The sequence below is a fragment of the Bradyrhizobium sp. genome, from assembly GCF_004799445.1.
Classification (GTDB): Bacteria; Pseudomonadota; Alphaproteobacteria; order Rhizobiales; family Xanthobacteraceae; genus Bradyrhizobium.
The window spans coordinates 16,543-35,335 of sequence record NZ_SSNA01000168.1 but is presented as its reverse complement, the minus strand read 5'-3'; the positions used below and the strand labels follow the sequence as shown (position 1 = coordinate 35,335).

At 62.3% G+C, this 18,793-nt stretch carries 18 protein-coding genes; 7 read left to right on the top strand and 11 right to left on the bottom strand.

The window, feature by feature from the left end:
- Positions 1–134: 134 nt before the first annotated feature.
- A complete protein-coding gene (soxX, locus tag E8A46_RS21675) occupies positions 135–449 on the bottom strand; it encodes a sulfur oxidation c-type cytochrome SoxX (protein WP_291565680.1) in 315 nt (104 codons plus the stop codon).
- 216 nt (positions 450–665) lie between these two features.
- Here soxX and E8A46_RS21670 point away from each other — a divergent pair, with 216 nt between their 5' ends.
- The 4 genes from E8A46_RS21670 (at position 666) to E8A46_RS21655 (ending at position 4,437) form a co-directional block, all read left to right on the top strand.
- Entirely contained in the window at positions 666–1,349 is a 684-nt protein-coding gene (locus tag E8A46_RS21670; RefSeq protein ID WP_291565672.1) for a DUF938 domain-containing protein, read from the top strand.
- Positions 1,350–1,468: 119 nt separating this feature from the next.
- Positions 1,469–2,713 (top strand): MFS transporter, encoded by a 1,245-nt coding sequence (locus E8A46_RS21665; RefSeq protein ID WP_291565670.1) that lies wholly within the window; start codon positions 1,469–1,471, stop codon positions 2,711–2,713.
- Positions 2,714–2,756: 43 nt separating this feature from the next.
- Positions 2,757–3,119 carry a nuclear transport factor 2 family protein gene (locus E8A46_RS21660; RefSeq protein ID WP_291565668.1) on the top strand — a complete coding sequence of 121 codons (363 nt, stop codon included), beginning with the start codon at positions 2,757–2,759 and terminating at the stop codon, positions 3,117–3,119.
- 88 nt (positions 3,120–3,207) lie between these two features.
- Positions 3,208–4,437, top strand: coding sequence for an MFS transporter (locus E8A46_RS21655; protein ID WP_291565666.1), 1,230 nt, complete (start codon positions 3,208–3,210; stop codon positions 4,435–4,437).
- 111 nt (positions 4,438–4,548) lie between these two features.
- Here E8A46_RS21655 and E8A46_RS21650 read toward each other — a convergent pair whose 3' ends face one another.
- Both E8A46_RS21650 and E8A46_RS21645 read right to left on the bottom strand, forming a co-directional pair.
- Positions 4,549–5,043, bottom strand: a complete 495-nt coding sequence (locus E8A46_RS21650) for a VOC family protein (protein ID WP_291565663.1) — start codon at positions 5,041–5,043, stop codon at positions 4,549–4,551.
- A 53-nt stretch (positions 5,044–5,096) separates the two neighbouring features.
- Positions 5,097–5,642: a carboxymuconolactone decarboxylase family protein gene (locus E8A46_RS21645; RefSeq protein ID WP_291565660.1), complete on the bottom strand. Its 546-nt coding sequence runs from the start codon at positions 5,640–5,642 to the stop codon at positions 5,097–5,099.
- A 155-nt stretch (positions 5,643–5,797) separates the two neighbouring features.
- Here E8A46_RS21645 and E8A46_RS21640 point away from each other — a divergent pair, with 155 nt between their 5' ends.
- Positions 5,798–6,982, top strand: a complete 1,185-nt coding sequence (locus tag E8A46_RS21640; RefSeq protein WP_291565658.1) for an acyl-CoA dehydrogenase family protein — start codon at positions 5,798–5,800, stop codon at positions 6,980–6,982.
- A gap of 153 nt (positions 6,983–7,135) precedes the next feature.
- Positions 7,136–8,275: an acyl-CoA dehydrogenase family protein gene (locus E8A46_RS21635; RefSeq protein WP_291565656.1), complete on the top strand. Its 1,140-nt coding sequence runs from the start codon at positions 7,136–7,138 to the stop codon at positions 8,273–8,275.
- 94 nt (positions 8,276–8,369) lie between these two features.
- On the opposite strand, the gene E8A46_RS21630 is transcribed toward E8A46_RS21635, so the two are convergent.
- The 4 genes from E8A46_RS21630 to E8A46_RS21615 form a co-directional block, all read right to left on the bottom strand.
- A complete protein-coding gene (locus E8A46_RS21630) occupies positions 8,370–9,407 on the bottom strand; it encodes an amino acid ABC transporter substrate-binding protein (protein WP_291565654.1) in 1,038 nt (345 codons plus the stop codon).
- A 57-nt stretch (positions 9,408–9,464) separates the two neighbouring features.
- Entirely contained in the window at positions 9,465–10,058 is a 594-nt protein-coding gene (locus E8A46_RS21625) for a L,D-transpeptidase (protein WP_291565650.1), read from the bottom strand.
- 285 nt (positions 10,059–10,343) lie between these two features.
- Positions 10,344–10,955 carry a sigma-70 family RNA polymerase sigma factor gene (locus E8A46_RS21620; protein ID WP_291565649.1) on the bottom strand — a complete coding sequence of 204 codons (612 nt, stop codon included), beginning with the start codon at positions 10,953–10,955 and terminating at the stop codon, positions 10,344–10,346.
- Positions 10,956–11,234: 279 nt separating this feature from the next.
- Positions 11,235–12,182 carry an SMP-30/gluconolactonase/LRE family protein gene (locus tag E8A46_RS21615; RefSeq protein WP_291565678.1) on the bottom strand — a complete coding sequence of 316 codons (948 nt, stop codon included), beginning with the start codon at positions 12,180–12,182 and terminating at the stop codon, positions 11,235–11,237.
- Between the two features lie 330 nt (positions 12,183–12,512).
- Between E8A46_RS21615 and E8A46_RS21610 the strand changes: the two genes are divergently transcribed.
- Positions 12,513–13,052, top strand: a complete 540-nt coding sequence (locus E8A46_RS21610; RefSeq protein WP_291565647.1) for a hypothetical protein — start codon at positions 12,513–12,515, stop codon at positions 13,050–13,052.
- Positions 13,053–13,166: 114 nt separating this feature from the next.
- Here the strand turns inward: E8A46_RS21610 and E8A46_RS21605 are convergent, their stop codons facing one another.
- From E8A46_RS21605 to E8A46_RS21590, 4 genes are all read right to left on the bottom strand, one after another.
- Positions 13,167–13,910, bottom strand: coding sequence for a response regulator (locus tag E8A46_RS21605; protein WP_291565645.1), 744 nt, complete (start codon positions 13,908–13,910; stop codon positions 13,167–13,169).
- A gap of 4 nt (positions 13,911–13,914) precedes the next feature.
- A complete protein-coding gene (locus E8A46_RS21600) occupies positions 13,915–15,657 on the bottom strand; it encodes a DUF3369 domain-containing protein (protein WP_291565643.1) in 1,743 nt (580 codons plus the stop codon).
- Positions 15,627–17,621, bottom strand: a complete 1,995-nt coding sequence (locus E8A46_RS21595; RefSeq protein ID WP_291565676.1) for an ATP-binding protein — start codon at positions 17,619–17,621, stop codon at positions 15,627–15,629. Before E8A46_RS21595 ends, E8A46_RS21600 begins: the two co-directional genes overlap by 31 nt.
- A 98-nt stretch (positions 17,622–17,719) precedes the next feature.
- Complete coding sequence (locus E8A46_RS21590) at positions 17,720–18,715, bottom strand: TRAP transporter substrate-binding protein (protein ID WP_291565641.1); 996 nt, start codon at positions 18,713–18,715, stop codon at positions 17,720–17,722.
- Between the last annotated feature and the right edge of the window lie 78 nt (positions 18,716–18,793).

Genomic DNA, 18,793 nt, shown 5'->3' with positions numbered 1-18,793 from the left:
CCTTGGTGCGGCTTAATGAGACAATGCCGAGGCTTGCCAGCGCGACCGTGCCCGCGCCTTTGAGGATCAGCCGCCGCGTGGCCGGAAAACCATTGTCAGGGGTCGTCATCCCAAGTCTCCTAAATCGCGTACCATTATAGCGTCTGCAGGAAATCCACGATCGCGTTGATTTCCTGTTCGGTCAAAATGCGATTCCGCCCGAATGGGGGCATGGCGGTTTGCGGATTGCGCCTGGTTTCATCGGTGAGGATGGCGACGAGATCGTTGCGGTCAGGATACTTGCTTTGGATATCCTTCAGCGCCGGCCCGATGGTGCCGGGAAGATCGCCGCCCTTGATCTCGTGACAGCTCAGGCAGTTTCCCTTGCCGCGATCGAAAGCCAGTCTTTGACCGTCGGCCGCGCCCGATTGGGCGCTGGCCGTCGTTACCGGCACGGCAGTGCCGATCATGAGCGCCCATGCGAGTGCCGGCAACGGCCCAGATTTTGCCGCGGAATGGTCGGTCAAGGCGCGGTTCCCACGATCATTGGCCCTGAATATAGCTGGTCGAGCCATAAACGCTATCAGCTGACAACGCGGGCGGCGAATCAGCGTGCCGGCGCGACCTTGCGGCGCACCGGGGAAACGTCGAATATTCCGTCCATCCAAACTATCCGGGAGTCTGGCGTGGCTGAATATGTCGTTGAGTTCGGCAAGGATGGCCGGCCAGTCGAACCCGATGGCCGGCTCGACGCGCCGGCATTCCACCGCAACCATCAGGCGATCCGGGCCGTGCTGCAGCAATTCCTTGCCGGCAAAACCGGCGATGTGGTTGAGGTCGGCAGCGGCACCGGCCAGCACGTGGTCGATTTCGCCCGCCATCTTCCCGAAATCACCTGGTGGCCGAGCGATCTCAATCCGCAGCATCTGAAAAGCATCGAAGCCTGGCGCGCGCATGCGCAGCTTCCGAATCTTCGCATCCCGTTGCGGATCGATTTGTCGGATCCCTCCTGGTGCCCGGAGATGCACGACGGGAGCGGCCCCGGCGCATTGCTGGCGGTGTTCTGCGCCAATGTCATCCATATCGCGCCGTGGCGCGTTACCGAGGGATTGTTGGCCGGCGCCGGGCGCTACCTGCGCCCCGACGGGCGGCTGTTTCTCTATGGTCCGTTCAAGCGCGGCGGCGAGCATACCGCCGTCAGCAATGCGGCGTTCGACTCAAGTCTTCGTGAAGGAAATCCCGAATGGGGCGTGCGCGATATCGAGGCCCTCGAAGAGCTGGCTGCGAGTGCCGGTTTGCGGCTTGTCGATATCGCCGAGATGCCGGCCAACAATCTCATTCTGGTGTTCGGCCGATCAAACACGGCCTGAGCGACATTGCATGGCGCTTGCCCGTTCGCGTCGGTTGATTGAGCTTGGGCCTCCCTGCATGGTACGAGGAATCAACAAGGCCCCGACCTATCCGGCCGCCTTTTGGGTGGAAACAGCCGATGATCGACATGACCGCTGCTGACGGAATTTCCGGCGATGCCCGCGTCCGTTCCAACGTGCTGCGCCTGGCTGCGGCGCAGGCGCTGACCGGTGCGAACTCGGCGGTCATTTTCGCCACCGGCTCGATTGTCGGAGCGACGCTGGCCCCTAGCATCTCGCTCGCGACCGTCCCGCTGTCGATGTATGTGGTGGGGCTTGCTGCCGGCACCCTGCCGACCGGCGCCATCTCGCGTGCCTTTGGACGCCGCGTCGCCTTCATCATCGGCACCGGCTGCGGCGTGCTGACCGGCTTGCTCGGCGCCTTCGCGATCCTGCGCGGTTCGTTTCCGTTGTTTTGCTGTGCGACATTCCTCGGCGGACTCTATGGCGCGGTGTCGCAATCCTACCGCTTTGCGGCCGCCGACGGCGCGAGCGCGGCGTATCGCCCGCGGGCGGTGTCGTGGGTGATGGCCGGCGGGGTGTTCGCCGGGGTGCTTGGCCCGCAGCTCGTGCAATGGACGATGGATGTCTGGTCGCCCTATCTGTTCGCCTTCAGCTTCGTGGTGCAGGCCATCATAGCGCTGGTCGCAATGGCCGTTCTCGCAGGCGTCGATGCGCCGAAACCCGCCCCATCGGATCTGCATCGGGGCCGTCCGCTGTTCGAGATCGTACGGCAGCCGCGATTCATCGCGGCGGCGCTGTGTGGCGTCATCAGCTATCCCACGATGAATCTCGTGATGACGTCGGCGCCGCTGGCGATGAAAATGTGCGGATTGGGCGTCAGCGATTCAAATTTCGGTATCCAGTGGCATATCGTTGCGATGTACGGGCCGAGCTTCTTTACCGGCTCGCTGATCGCACGATTTGGCGCGCCAAGAATCGTCGCAGCGGGCCTGCTGCTCGAAGCCGCCGGCGCCACCATCGGCCTGTCCGGCATTACGGCCATGCATTTCTGGGCTACCCTGATCGTGCTCGGTATCGGCTGGAATCTCGGCTTCGTCGGGGCTTCCGCGCTGGTGCTGGAGACGCACCGGCCAGAGGAGCGCAACAAGGTTCAGGCCTTCAACGACTTTCTGATTTTCGGCATGATGGCGCTGGGCTCGTTTTCCTCCGGCCAGCTGTTGGCGAATTATGGCTGGTCCGCGGTGAACCTGGTGGTGTATCCGCCGGTGCTGTTGGGATTGGCGGTGCTGGCGGCGGCTTCGTTTGCGAAGCGGCGGGCGGCCTTGCAGCAGGTTCCGGAATTTCCTGATCCAAGCATTTGATCCTGAACCAAGCTTTCGCCCGAAATGTTGGAGGAGGTCTTTGATGCCGTCGCGAGCCCGTCTCGATGAGTTCATTGCGGTCGTCGAAGCCGGCGACCATGCCGGCGCGATCGAACGCTATTACACCGAGGATTCCAGCATGCAGGAGAACTTGGCGCCGCCGCGCGTCGGCCGCGATGTGCTGGTCGCCCACGAGCGCGGTGTCCTGGCGCGGATGTCGCACGTTTATTCCAAGGCGGTATCGTCGGTGGTCGAGGGCGACCACGTCGCCATCCACTGGAATTTCGAATTGACCGACAAATCCGGCCAGGTGGGCCGGTTCGACGAGGTGAGTTTGCAGGAATGGCGCGGCGACAGGATATTCTGCGAGCGCTTCTTCTACGATCCGACCAAGATCGTCACCTGATCTTCCGATCGCACGCTTCGGTAATGGACGAAGCTTTGCGATCTGCCATCCGCTAGCGTGCGGTGTCTGATCCCGGGCAAAGACTCGCATGGAAGCGTCCAGTCCCACCGCCGTCGACGAAACATCCATCCGCTACGACGGCTGGCGGATCGTCGCGGTGTGCTTTTTGGTGGCCATCTTCGGCTGGGGTCTCGGCTTCTACGGCCAGACCGTCTATGTCGCCGAATTGCACCGTCTGCGCGGCTGGCCAACTTCCCTGATCTCGTCCGCCACGACCTTCTTCTATCTATTCGGTGCGTTGCTGATCGTCTCCGTCAGCGAGGCGATCCGCATCCTGGGTCCGCGCAATTGCCTGCTGGCGGGCGTATGTGCGATGGCGGCCGCCGCCGTGCTGATTGGCCGGGTCACCGAGCTCTGGCAGCTTTATGCCGCCGATGCCGTGCTTGCGTTGGGTTGGGCAGGCACCAGCATAGGCGTCATCACCAACACGCTCGGTCTGTGGTTCGACAAGAAGCGCGGCATGGCGATCAGCCTGGCGCTGAACGGCGCAAGCTTCGGCGGCATTATCGGGGTGCCGCTGTTGGTGGTCGCGATCGATCGTTTCGGGTTTGCCGGCGCCATGATGTCGGCGGCGATCGCGATGCTCGTGCTGACAATTCCTGTCATTGTTATTTTTGTCGGCCGGCCACCGGATTGCCGGGTCGAAACGGAATTGCCGGTTCCGGAAGCCGCGTCCGCATCGCGGATACGCGCGCTGGCGCTCCGCGACGTTGCATTCCTCACCGTATCGATCGCGTTCGCGCTGGTGCTGTGCGCGCAGGTCGGGTTCGTCGTCCATCTGATCAGCTTTCTCGATCCCTTGATCGGACGCGAACACGCGGCCGTCGCGGTCGCGGTGCTGACGGCGATGGCGGTGGTGGGGCGGGTCTTGTTCTCTACCGTGATCGACCGGCTCAACCAGCGGCTGGCGTCCGCGCTATCGTTTGCAAGTCAGGCCGTGGCGCTGGCGGTCATCATCAATTCGCGCAACGAAGTGCTGCTGATCGCGGCCTGCGCGCTGTTTGGGTTCTCGGTCGGCAATATGATTACATTGCCTTCCCTGATCATCCAGCGCGAATTCGACCCGCGCTCGTTTGGCGTGCTGATCAGCCTGGCCACGGCGATCACCCAGGTTACCTATGCGTTCGGGCCGGGCATCGTTGGCCTGCTGCGCGATGCGTCCGGCAGCTACACCCTGCCGTTCTACGGCTGCATCGGGCTCGAACTGATCGCTGCCGTCTTGATCATGGTGCGGGGACGGGGCGGGACCTCATCCTGAGGAGCGGCCGGCAGACCGCGTCTCGAAGGATGGGTCACGGGCCTCATGGTTCTCAAGGCGATGCGGAGCATCGTCCGGAGACGGCGCAAGAGCGCCTCCTCACCATGAGGGCTACGCCACGCGCTGCCGAAGCAGATCCTCGAGATCGAGCCGGTGCGTGAACATCGCGAGCGAGCCGTCGGGCTTGCGCGGCCATTGCGCTTCCGGCCGGTCCCAATACAGTTCGACGCCGTTCTCGTCGGGGTCGCGCAGATAGAGCGCTTCGCTGACGCCATGGTCGCTGGCGCCATCGAGCTGGATTCCCGCATCCATCACGCGGTGCAGCGCGTCCGCCAGCGCAGCGCGGGTCGGGTAAAGAATGGCCGTGTGAAACAGCCCGGTCGTTCCCGGGGGTGGCGGATGGCCGCCTTTGCTTTCCCAGGTGTTCAGGCCGATATGGTGATGATAGCCGCCGGCCGAAATGAACGCCGCGCCGGAGTTCAGGCGTTGCGTCAATTCGAAACCGAGCACGCCGCAATAGAAACCCAGCGCGCGATCGAGATCGGCCACCTTGAGGTGGACATGCCCGATCCGCGTTCCCGCGATGACAGGTGGATTTTCAGGCATGGTCGCTCCGGATGCGCTGGTTGCTGCGTGACGATCTATGCAGCGGGCGCCCGCTACGCAAGCTCGGACACTTGTCCCTCCGGCAGGTCAAATTCAAACGTGTTTAGCGTCATCGAGACCATGGTGTAATAGCCGCACAGGCCAACGATTTCGACCAGACCGCGCACGCTGAGGACTTTTACGGCCTCCTCGTAGAGGGCCTTGGTCAACCCGTGACCCTCGTGCAGCGATTTGGCGACGTCGTAGATCATCTGGCCCGTGGGGTCATCGAAATGCGGCGTGCGGCGGTCTCGGATGTCCTCGATGATTTTGGGGTCCATGCCGCCTTTGAGCGCGAGCCGCTTGTGCGCATACCATTCGTAATGCGAGGTCCAGTGCCGCGCGGTCACCAGGATGGCGATCTCGGACAGTTCGGCCGGAAACATCGTATCGAACCGCAAAACGCCGCCCAGGCGCGTGGCGTGACGCGCCATCTCCGGGCTGTTGAGCCAGGCCATCATCGGCGCCGGCGGGGCGCCGCGCTTGCCGGCGATGGATTCATCGTAGGTCTGTTTTTGGTCTGCGCTCATTTCGCCAGGCGAAAGCAACTTCAGCCGCATTTGGGTTTCCTCTTGTTTTTCAATCGCTCGCGGCTCTGCGCATACACGGAATTGGCGATCAGGGCCACATCCCGCGGCTGCATGGGCGGCGTCCGAGACATATTGAATTCCCTCAAGCGCGGGCTAAGGTCCGCCAAACAACAACGGAAACGCCGATGTCCGATCTGGAACAATTTCGCCGCGAAACCCGCCTTTGGCTGGAGGCCAATTGCCCGCCGGAGATGCGGCGGCCAATGACCTCGGAGGAAGATACCTTCTGGGGCGGCCGAAACACCACATTCTCATCCGAGCCGCAGCGCGTCTGGTTCGAGCGGATGCGCGACAAGGGCTGGACCGTGCCGCATTGGCCGAAAGAATTCGGCGGTGGCGGCCTCGATCCCGAACAGACAAAGATCGTGCGCCAGGAGATGGCCGCGCTCGGCGCGCGCCAGCCACTGACCTCGTTCGGCATCTCCATGCTCGGTCCGGCCCTGCTCAAATACGGCACCGACGCGCAGAAGAAGGAGCACCTGCCCAGGATTGCGGCGGGCCTGATCCGCTGGTGCCAGGGCTATTCCGAACCGAACGCCGGATCGGATCTTGCGTCGCTGCAAACCCGCGCCGAAAGCGATGGCGACGATTTCATCATCAACGGCCAGAAGATCTGGACCTCCTATGCCAATTACGCCGACTGGATCTTCTGCCTGGTGCGGACCGATCCGGCGGCCAAGAAGCACGACGGCATCAGTTTTATTCTGTTCGACATGGCTTCAAACGGCGTCTCGACCAAGCCTATTCTCCTGATCTCGGGCCGGTCGCCATTCTGCGAAACCTTCTTCGACGATGTCCGGGTGCCGAAGGCGAATGTGGTCGGCACGATCAACCGGGGTTGGGACGTGGCCAAATATCTGCTGCAGCATGAGCGTGCGATGATATCGGGCATGGGTGAACGCGGCGTTGGCCGGCCGCTCGGGCAGATCGCCGCGGACTCGGTCGGCACCGACGAGCACGGCCGGCTGGAGGATCCGATCCTGCGTGGACAAATCGCCGCCTTCGAGATCGACGAGGCGGCGCTGGCTTGCGCCGCCGAGCGCGCGGTCGACCTGGCCAAGGCGGGCGAGGGGCATCCGGCGTTTTCCTCGGCGATGAAATATTACGGCACCGAGCTCAACAAGCGCCGCTACGAGATATTGATGTCCGCGGGCGGCATCGATGCCCTGGAATGGGAGAGCGAGCGCTCGAAGGGCGGCGCCCGGCCGCGCGCCTGGCTGCGCACCAAGGCCAATTCGATCGAGGGGGGCACCTCGGAGGTGATGCTCGGAATCGTGGCCAAACGGATTCTCGATCTGCCAGGGGCGTGAGGCCGCCGGCCACCGCAAGCCGTCATTCCGGGGCGCGACGAAGTCGCGAGCCCGGAATCCACAACCACCATCGGGCGTAGGGTTCCGGGTTCGCTCGTTTCACTCGCGCCCCCGAATGACAACCTGGAAATAACTGTCTAAACGGAACCTCCCATGGCCCTCGTCCTCACCGAAGAACAATCCATGCTGCGCGACAGCGCGCGTGGCCTTATCAGCGACAAGGCGCCGGTGTCGCATCTGCGACAGCTGCGCGACGCCAAAGACGCGACCGGATTTTCCCGCGAGCTGTGGAAGACCTTCGCCGAGATGGGATTTTCCGGCTTGCTGGTGCCGGAGGAATTCGGCGGCAGCGACCTGGGCTGCGTCGAGGCCGGCGTGGTGATGGAAGAGATCGGCCGCAACCTGATGCCGTCGCCGTTTCTCAGCACGTCCGTGCTGGCGGCTTCCGCGCTGTCGCGCGGCGGCAGCGCCGCGCAGAAATCCGAGCATTTGCCCGGGATCGCCGACGGTTCCTTGCTCGCTTCGCTCGCCATCGACGAAGGGACAAAACATCGCCCATTGATGACAAGGATGCAGGTGGTGCGTTCCGGCAACGGCTTCAGGCTGGCTGGCGACAAGGCCTTCGTGATCGATGGCCATACCGCCGGCCTTCTGATCGTGGCGGCGCGCACCGCGGGCGCGGCCGGCGAGCGCGATGGGCTGACCTTGTTCCTGGTCGATCCCAAAGCCAAAGGCATTGATGTCGAACGCACCGCGATGGTCGATTCGCACAATGCGGCGCGGATCAAGTTCGATAACGTCGAGGTCAACGCCGATAGCGTGCTCGGCGACGTCGACCAGGGCGGGGTTTTGCTGGAAGGCGTGCTCAACATCGGCCGCGGCGCGGTCGCCTCCGAGATGGTCGGCGTCGCCGAGGAGGTGTTCGGGCGAACCGTCAACTACCTCAGGGAGCGCAGGCAATTCGGCAAGGCGATCGGCGAATTTCAGGCGCTGCAGCACCGCGCCGCGCAGCTTTATATCGAGATCGAGATCACCCGCGCCACGGTGCTGAAGGCGTTGCAGACGCTGGATGCGAATTTTGAACATGCCGCAGCAGCGGTGGCGGTCGCCAAGGCGCGCGCGGGGTCAACCGCGACACTGGCGGTCCAGGAAGGCGTGCAGATGCATGGCGGCATGGGCATGACCGACCAGTTCGACATCGGCTTCTTCATGAAGCGGGCGCGGGTCTGCCAGGAAATGTTCGGTGACAGCAATTTCCACGCCGACCAATTGGCACGGATGAAGGGGTATTAACCCGTCATTGCGAGCGAAGCGAAGCAATCCAGAGCAACGAAAAGACTGGATTGCTTCGTCGCTGCGCTCCTCGCAATGACGAGCCCGAAGGCCATCACCTGATCGGCGGTGCGTACTGGATGCCGCCGGCGCTCCAGAGCTGGTTGAGCCCGCGCGGAATCTTCAGCCTGGATTCCGATCCGACATTGCGCTCATAGACCTCGCCGTAATTGCCGACGTGACGGATGATGCGGGCGGCCCAATCCTTCGTCAGCCCGAGATCTTCGCCGTAGCTGCCTTCGGTGCCAACCAGCCGCATCACGTCCGGCTTCTTCGACTTCAGCGCCTCGTCGATGTTCTTTGAGGTGACGCCGAGCTCCTCGGCGTTGATCATGGCGTAGAGCGTCCACTTCACGATCATCATCCAGTCGTCGTCGCGCTGGCGCACGACAGGCGCCAGCGGCTCCTTTGAAATGACGTCGGGCAGGATGACGTGATCGCCTGGCTTGCCGAGGTTCAACCGCAGCGCATAAAGCTGGGAGACGTCGGCGGTGAGCGTGTCGCATTGCCCGGATTCATAGGCCTTGATGACATCGTCCAGTTTACCGAACTTGATCTCCTGGTATTTCATGTTGTTGGTGCGGAAGTAGTCCGCAAGATTGAGTTGCGTCGTCGTCGCCTCCTGCACGCAGACCTTGCTGTCGTTGAGGTCGAGCGCGGAATCGATTTTGCGCAAGCGCGGCAGCATGAATCCCTGGCCGTCATAATAGGCGACCGCCGGAAAATAAAGGTCGTAGTTCTCCTCGCGCGACATGCTCCAGGTCGAGTTGCGCGAAAGAATATCCACCTTGCGGCTTTGCAGTTCCTTGAAGCGCTCATTGGCGTCGAGCGGAATGAACCTTGCCTTGTTGGGGTCGTTGAAGATGGCGGCCGCGACCGCCCGGCAGAAGTCGACGTCGAAGCCAGTCCAGTTGCCCTTGTCGTCGGGGATCGAGAAGCCGGGCAGGCCCTTGTTGACGCCGCACAGCACTTCGCCGCGACGGACCGTCCGTTTCAGGGTGCGCGTATCATAGAGTTCATAGGCGGCGGCGACGGCCGCGACCGCGACTGCGACCGCCAGCCCAATCAGGAGGCCGCCTCGGAATGTCCGCATGATTTGTCTCTCACCACTATCGGGAAAATCGAACGGCTGCGAACGCAGCCGTCGCGGTCACAGTTCCGGCTTCTGCCGCACGACAACCTTGGTGCCCACCGGGACACGATCGTAGAGGTCGGCGACGTCGGTGTTGACCAGCCGGAAGCAGCCGGACGACACCTTGGTGCCGATCGTATCCGGCCGGTTGGTGCCGTGAATGCGATAGACGGTGGTGCCGAGATACATCGCCCGCGCGCCGAGCGGATTGCCGGGCCCGCCGGCCATGAAGCGCGGCAGATAAGGCTGGCGCTCGATCATCTCCGGCGGCGGTGTCCAGTCCGGCCATTCCGCTTTTCTCGCGATACTCAGCAATCCCTGCCACTGGAAGCCGTCGCGGCCAACGCCGATGCCGTAGCGTATCGCGCGGCCGCCGGGCTGCACCAGATAGAGATGGCGTTCGGCCGTGGCGATGATGATGGTGCCCGGCGCTTCCGTTGTGCGATAATACACCATCTGCTTCTGCCATTCCGGATCAAGCTCAACGGAATCGTCCGGCAGAAGACCAGGCTGGTCACCGACATCGGGCTGCTGCGCAAGGCCGTGCGAGACCGAAAGCATCAGTCCGGCTGCCGCAATCACCATCCAGATCAGGTGGCGAAATTTTGTCATTCAAGCGTCTCCTTTTAGCGCGGTCGTCTGGCGTTGCCGGGCGTGCTTTGCCGTCTGCCAAATCACCGGCGCCATCAAATCTCAGGGACGGCGCGATGGCAAGCAATCCGAATATCTCGCTGGAATGTTTGTGATTTTCGCCTCTTGCCGGTGGCACGGGAGTCCTGATCGGCTGGTTTCGGGGCGATCCGCAAACGCGCAAACGACCCGAAGAGGGTGGCTTCCTCGGATCGTTGCAGTCAGTTCGGGCCCAAGAAACTTCAGCCGGCTATCCGAGGCCTGATTTCACGCAGCCAGGCTGTCGACGCCGGCTACCTTGAGCAGGTCGGCGAGCTGTTTGCGGGCATAGAACATCCGGGTTTTCACCGTGCTCTGGGGGATGCCGATGATGGCGCCGACCTCTTCCACCGACTTCTCGTGGTAATAGACGAGGTTGATGATCTCGCGGTGCGCCGGGGACAGTTTGGCAACGCAGGCGCGCAGAATGGCGCTGGTGGTGCTGCGATCGAGCGACGCTTCCGGTGTGTCGGCATCGTCGGCGATCTCAAGCATGTCTTCCTGGTCGATGTCCTCGTGCCGGCGCTGACGCAGCGCGGTCAGCGCCTTGAAGCGGGCGATGGACAATAGCCAGGTGGAGACCTGGGAACGCCCTTCGAACTGGCTGGCGGTGCGCCACACGTCAAGGAAGACCTGGCTGACGAGGTCTTCCGCCATGGTGGCATCCCGCACCATGCGCAGCACGAAGCGGTAAACCCGTACATTGTGACGGGAGTAAAGGATGTGCATCGCGGTCCGGCCGCCATCGGCAATACTTTCCAGCAGCATTTCGTCCGAGGTCGCCTGGGCGGCGATGATGCCTTGGCGGGCTGCGGCATTGATGGCAATCACGTTTCGCATGACAGTCTCCCCTGTCGCCACTTGGCGGCGCTTCGTTGGGCAGATTGATAGTCAGCGAACGTTTCGGGACGTCTGCACGGCAAGGGGAAAATGGTTTCATGCGCAGGAGAATTGTTTCGTCGCAGCCTCGGCGACGAAACATTCGGGCAGGAAAAGCCAGCAATTTGAATGAGATAAATTTTAAGTTGTGGATTTCGCCGCGACGGCGACCCCGAGGGAACCAAATACGGAGTTCTGCGTAGGGCCGAGTTCGGACGGTATGGTGGGCGGCCTGGCTTGCTACTTTCCCACGGGACACCCCCGCAAGCAGGCCTCGCGGCCCGGATGGTCGGTGCGAAACGATTCGACGAACCCGCCCTGTCGCTGCGTCACAAAAACCGTCTTTCCATCCGCGCCGCCGAAGGCGAGGTTCGTCGGTTGTCTTGCGCTGAGCTGAACCTCCCGCTTCAATTTTCCCTGCGGGCTGAGCACGGCGACGGTACCCTTGAGGATCCGCGCCACCAGCAGATTACCCTCGACGTCGGTGCGCAGGCCGTCGATGTCGAAATCGTCGAACCGCTTGAAAAGTCTCGGAGCAAGCAGCCGCGTGCCGTCGATCCGGTATGACCATATCTCTCGCGTATCGGACTCGCCGACATAGAGCGTCTTGCCGTCCGGACTGAGGTCGATGCCGTTGGTGGTGCTCATTTGGCGGTCGGCGGTCATCTTCTCGCCGACGACCTCGCCGGCGGCCGATTTCCGGATTCGCCAGATTTGCCCATCGTGCTGCTTCCAATGCGGGTCGCTCGCGTAAATCGTGCCGTCCGACGCGATCGTCATGTCGTTGGGCTGATTGAAGTCGTCAGAGTGGAAATAGGTCGCGATGTCTTTCCCGTCCGGACCGACCAGGAAGATGTTGTGCTTCTTGTAGTCGGCGACGAACATGCGGCCATCGCGGTCGAAGCGGATCGCGTTGGCGACGCTCCCCTCGGGCAGGATCGCGAACAGTTCCGATTGCGAGGCGCCAGCCGCCACTTTTCCGATCGTGCCCGGTTTGCCAAAATTGGCGACATACAGATTTCCCTGTTGGTCGACGGCCGGCCCCTCGATACCGAAGGTGTATTCGCCGGCGGGCGTGAGTTGCCTGCTTTGGAACCTTGCCTCCTCGGCTAGCGCGGTCGACGCGGTGACCCCCGCGACGGCAAGCGCGCAAAGCAACAAGGTTACTCTGTTCGACATGGCAACCATTCGCATCCGTGCACTCACCGTTCAAACACAGGTCGGCCGGACGCTGGATACGGCTGAAGGTCGTCGGGCTCCTGTCCGCGACAGCGACGATCATGTTGCCCGGAATTGCGCCGCATTCGTGTCCCGTGCGGTCGCGTAGCGTGCGGTCGATGACGACGCCCGTAAAACTCTCAAGAGGTCTTCTTCAGCCGCTATGCTTCAGCGGCACCCGGAATTGGCGGCGACAATATCCGTCATGATCTGCTTTTGAATCGAGGGCGCTGTCGTCAAAGAGACGTGTCCGAGTTCGGTATTGGGCCCCATGTCCACGTTCTGCAGCAGGCCGTGAAAATGTCCGCCGCGCTCGACCCTGGTTCCGACACCGCTGGAAAGATAAAAATTCTTCAGAAGATGGACGTTGCCGGGAACGGCAGTCTTTGCGACGGGGTCAAGCGTGACAATCAAGGCGACGCGGACGCCGGCCCGCTGCAACTGCTCTGCCATGCTGACTGCCGCGCCGGCGCCAAGCGAATGGCCTACCAGGACAATGGAGCTCACGCGGCCGCTCTTGCAATCCTGAATGGCCTCGGTAGCGAGGGACTCCCAAAATGCATGATTGGATATCGTTGCGTCGATATTCCTCTTGCCGAGCTCATCCGCGAGTTGATCAAGCCCTGGCGACAGGACGTTGGTCAGGCCACGCAGCAGATAGACTTTTCGATGCATACCGGGACTCGCCGCAGCAGAGGTTGCCGACGATGCGCCAAACACGAAAAGGATGATGGGCAGGCATTGGATCGCGAGGCGCGACATCGCGCCGAGAATACGAAGCATCAGGTCAAATTATCCGTGGTTCCGGCGAAATTGCTGACCATGGGCATGGCCGGCTAGTGACTACTGGATTGCCGCGCCGAAATCCAGAAGCCGCATTCCGCTCCGGAACGGTTTGCCAAGGGTGCCAAACGTCACTATGTCGCAAAGCGAACTTACACGAACCGTCCGCTGCTAGGCTTTGTCGCCGGCGGGCGAAAACAGATATCCGCCGCCGCGGATGGTCCGGATCACCGCCGGTTTGGTCGGATCGATCTCGATCTTGCGCCTAATTCGCATGATTCGCAGATCGACGGCACGATCGAAGGCTTCGCTGTCACGCGCGTTGGCCAACTCCAGCAGGCGCTCGCGCGACAGCACCCGCTTCGGATTCGCCGCAAAAACCTTGAGTAGTCCAAATTCGGATGCGGTCAGCGGATGTTCATTGCCTTCGTCGTCGCGCAGCGCCTGTGCCTCGAGGTCGAGCCATTTGGTTCCGAACCGCACCAACGCCTCTTTCGCCGCCTTTGCACCGCCGGCCTCGGTTGCAGCGGCCTGCGCCCGGATCGGCGCGCTGCGCCTCAGCACCGAACGGATGCGCGCCATCAATTCGCGCAATTCACAGGGTTTTGCGACGTAATCGTCGGCGCCGAGCTCCAGCCCGACCACGCGATCGATCGGGCTGGCCGTGGCCGTCAGCATGATGACCGGGACATTGGTGCGGCCTTTCAGGTCGCGAATGATGGAAAGTCCGTCTTCCTCCGGCATATTGAGATCGAGAACCACGAGATCGGGCACCGTGGTTTCGATCGCCCCGCGCAGGCTCTTGCCGCCGTCGCAAAGCGTCACCGTAAAGCCGTGCATCTTGAGATAGTCGCCGACCATCTCGCGGGCCGGCGCCTCGTCGTCGACAATGATTATGTGCGGACTTTGGGTCATGTCATCATTCGTCTGTCGCCGGCAATTTGATGGTAAAGGTAGACCCCTGTCCGGGCCCGGCGCTCTCGGCGGTCACCTCGCCGCCGTGCATGTCGATGATGCGCTTGACGATCGACAAGCCCAGGCCGGTCGAGCTTTCGCCGGCGGTGGGTTTGGCTGAAAGTCGCTGAAAGCGGCCGAACAACCGGCTAAGGTCCTCGGGCGAAAGGCCGGCGCCCTGGTCGGCGATGCGGATGACGGTGTTGTTCTTCTCATGGTTTACCAGCACCGCGATCTTGCCGCCGATCGGGCTGTATTTGATGGCATTGCTGACGAGATTGTCGATCGCTTCCCGCATCCGGTCGGTGTCGCACATCGTGACAAAATTCGGCGGCGCCGAAACCGTGATGGTCTGCTGCTTGTTGACGGCCAAAGGCTGATTGGCATCGGCGACTTCGCTGACCAGGGCCGCGATATCGACCGGTTCGCGGCGGATGGTGATGTCGAAGGCATCGGCCATGGCGTCCGAAATCAGATGGTCGACCATCAGCGTCAAACGCTTGGTGGCGTCGCGGATATGTTCGACCTGTGCCGTCACGCTCTCCCTGGAAGAGCCCGCGGCGATCAGTTCGGTGAGCATTTCGGTGCGGCCGAGGATCACGCCGAGCGGATTCTTCAGATCGTGGGCGACGGTGCCGAGGATCTCGTTCTTGAAACCGTTGGCGCGCTGCAGCCGCAGCCACTGCGCCGACAGCCTGCGGTTGGCCTGCATCAGCGCGCGGGTGCGCTGGGCGACGCGGTCCTCGAGCTGGGTGTTGGCCTCGTGCAGCTGCTGATAGAGAATGACATTGTCGAAAGCGATCGAAAGCCGGCTGCCGAAAATCTCGACCAGTGACCGGTCGGTTTCGGATAATTGGCGCTCGGCCTGCAGCAGCACCACGACTTCCCGTCCGCTGCCGGTGCGAACGTAGAGAACGGTGCGGTGATCGACAAATTCATGCTTGCGCCGCCTGAAGGCGGCTTCGACCATCGACCGCAGGTCGGGATCGAGCGATTTGGAACCGGCGACGCCGGTGAAGCGGCTATAGCAGCCGGAACCGGCAAGCACGGAAAAATCATCGCTGACCACGCCGCCGTCGCGCAGCACCAGAATGCCGGCGCAATCGACATTGAGCAGCGACGCGATTTGCGTCAGCACGCCCTCAGCCAGGCGCTGCATCGATTTGAAATCATACAGGGTCGAGGCGGCATCGATGATGATTTCAAGCCCGCGCCGGGTTTGAACCATGCGCTCGAGCTGCTGATAGCTGCGTAACGCCGCGGTCAGCGAGGTAAACAGCTTGTCGGCCGTCAGCTCGGTCTTCGCCTTGTAGTCGTTGATGTCGTACTGGACGATCACGCGGCGTTCCGGCGCCTGTCCGGGCTGTCCGGTGCGAAGGATGATGCGAACGGTCTCGTTCTTGATCTCATTTCGGATGTATTCGACGAGATCGAGCCCCGCGGCGTCGGTTTCCATGATGACGTCGAGCAGCACGGCGGCGACGTCGGGATGAGCGCGCATCAGATCCCGCCCCTCGGCGGCCGAATAGGCCGAGAGGATTTCCAGCCCCTGCCCATTGAGACTGTAGTCGCTCAGCGCAAACCTAGTGCCTTCATGCACGGCCTGGTCGTCGTCGATGACCGCGACCTTCCATTTGCGCGCGGTCGATGCCTCCGGCGCGGTGCCGGTATCGTCGATCAGATGGAGGACATCGTCCTGTTCGGCCATGAAGGGGTCCCGTCGCGAGCTTGGTCTTCGGTTGCGGGGCCGCCTTTGGCGGCCCTCGGCATGATAATGCGAAATGTGGTGCCTTGTCCCAGTCTTGAATCCAGCATCATCCGGCCGCCGAGCTGCTGGGTGACAAGATTATAGACGATGTGCAGGCCTAACCCGGTGCCGCCCTCGTTGCGGCGCGTCGTAAAGAACGGGTCGAAGGCCTGCCGCTGCACGTCCGGCGTCATTCCGGCCCCATTGTCGGCAAAAATGATCTCGACGTCGTCATTGCCGCGGGCCTTGGCTGAAATCGTGATCGCCCCGGACCGTCCGTCGGCAAACGCATGATTGGCGGCGTTGAGGAACAGATTGGTCAAAATCTGGCCGTAGGAGCCCGGGTAGCCGTCGATGACCAGGCTGTCCGGTACCTCGACCGACAGGGTGATCGACGCCTTCTTCAGGGCCGGCCGCAGGCTGGCGACGATCTGGTCGGTCGCCTCGCTCAGGTTGAATTGCCGGCGCTCCGCATGCGAGCGGTCCACCGCGACCTGTTTGAAGGATTGAATAAGCTCGCCGGCGCGATGCAGATTTCCCACCAACTGCTGGGCGGCATCGCGCGAGGTCCGGACGAAATCCTCCAGCTGCGATCGGCGCAGCCCCGTGTCGGATTTCAACTCGGCCTCGAACACCTCGGCGCGGCGCGCAAAACTGGAGGCAACCGTCAGGCTGATGCCGATCGGGTTGTTCACCTCATGGGCGACGCCGGCGACCAGGCCGCCGAGCGCCGCCAGGCGTTCGGCATCGATCAGATTTTGCTGGGCGGCGTTCAGTTCGAGCAGCGCGCTCTCCGCCTTCTCCTTCGAAGCGCGCAACTCGTCTTCGGTCTCGCGCTTGGCGATGGCGTTTTCGCGGAACACTTCCACCGCGCGCGCCATCTCGCCGATCTCATCGTTGGCGCCCGTTCCCTGTACGCGCCGATTGTAGTCGCCCGAGGTGATCGCCTGCATCGCCGCCATGATCTGATGCAAGGGCAGCCGGATCGAGAGTGCGATCAGGACACCCGCGGTGATGATGATGCCGAGAAAGATCACGGCGATCGACAGCACCTTGCGAGAGATGTCGGCCAGCGTCTGGTCGAACGTCTCCTGCGCTTTTTGCTCGCGCTGGCGCATCTTGACCGACAATTCATCTATGGCGCTGCTGGCTTCCGCCTGGCTGGCATCGATCGTGTTGCGCAACAATTCGGTTCGGTTGGCCAACTGCTCCGACAGCTTGAGAAGGCCGTCCCGCAGCGCCGTCGTCCGCGCGTTCAATCGCTGCAGCGCCATCCGCTGCAGATCGTTATCGGCGAGGTCGCTCATCACCGGAATCGTCCTTTCGATCGTCTCGGTGTTACGGCGGGCTTCCTCGGCCGAAGCGCTGGCCAGCGAAAGATAATAGGCGTTGGCGGCGACCAGCATCGCGGTAAACGCCTCGCGGGATTTTCCAAGCGACGGCCAGATCAGGGCATCGCGGTGTCCCGTCGCGCCCTCGATGATCGAATAGAGGCCGGCCATGTCCCTGGCCGGGGTCAGGATATCGTCCTCGTAGGTTTTCGAAATTGTCGCCTGGACGCGGCGCAATTCGCTGAAGCCGTTGAGGAAGCGCTCGGTGACGTGCTCAAGCTGCTGCACCGACCCCGACAACATCGGGTCGGTCGAGGCGCGCGTGGTGAGGGTTCCGAGAACGACCTCGCGAAGATGCGATATCTCGGCGAATAATTCCGGGTTCGGCTGATTGATGTAGCGATGGATCAGGTTCTGCAGGCGGCTGGTCTCGGTCTCCAGCCGCGCCAGCACCTTGTCGGACTCCCGCACCTGCCGCACGTCGTCCCAGGCCGAACCGAGCACCTGCACGCCGTTCCATATCAGCGCGACCAGCACCACGACGACCGCCGAGTTCAGCGCCGCAATCGACAGGATGCGCCAGCGGATAGGCACCGCGCGGACCAGTCCGACGATGCGCGAATGGCCCCGCGTGGCAAGGCTCGCCCGCCGTTCCGCAGCTTCGTCGTGTTGGCTGGTTCCAAAGACCAAATTCAGTCCACCTTGCGAATCCGTTCGATCAGCTCCGCGGCCGAAGGATCACGTTGCACTTTCGCGTAAATTGCCGTCATCGCCGCTTCGAAAGGCCTGCGGTCGAAGTCGGTCACGATCGTCACGCCAGCAGCCTCCGCCTGCCGGCGCGATCGCTCCTCAAGATCCTTCCATCTCTCGCGCATGAACCGGCTCGATTGAAGCGCGGCCTCGCGAAATATCTTCCGGTCCTCGGGCGACAGGCTCTCCCAGGCTTTCCGCGACATGACGACCACTTCCGGGCTCATCGTGTGTTCGGTGAGGGTGTAGAAGCCGGCATATTTGTAATGGTCGGTGGTGACAAAGGACGGCCAGTTGTTCTCCGCGCCGTCGATCAGCTTTGTCGCGAGCCCGGTGCGAACCTGTCCATAGGGCAGCTCGATCGGCTCCGCGCCGAGTGCCTTGATCATGTCCGACATCAATTCGGATTGCTGCACACGAAGCCGCAAACCCTTGATATCGGCGATCGAGCGGATCGGTCTGACGCTGTTGTAGATCGAGCGGGCGCCGGAGTCGTAGAATGCCAGGCCGACGAATCCAAAGGACTCGAAGCTGCCCAGGATCTCGTTGCCGATCGGGCCGTCCAGCACCTTCTGCAAATGCTCGATGGAGCGAAACAGAAACGGCATCGCCAGCACATTCATCGCCGGCACGAAGGTCCCGATCAGCGCGACGTTGGTGCGGTTGAGATCGATGGCGCCGGCGCGGGTCTGCTCGATGGTCTCCTTTTCCTCGCCGAGCTGGCGCGAATGAAACACGACGATCTTCAGCCGGCCGCCGCTCTTTTCCTCGATCAGTTGGCCCATATAGCGCAACGCCTGGACGGTCGGATAATCCTCGCTCTGGGTATCGGCGGCGCGAAATTCCCGCGCCAAAGCGTTCGTCGTGACCGCTGTCAAAAGCAGCGCAACGACGATTGCTACGGTCCGCGAAAGATAGGCGCGGCTGTACACAGGCAACTTGCCCCCCTTTGAAGATGTCGATGGCTGGAAAAAAAGGTTCAACGGAATCTGGCGGAGGCTTTGCTGCAGGAGATC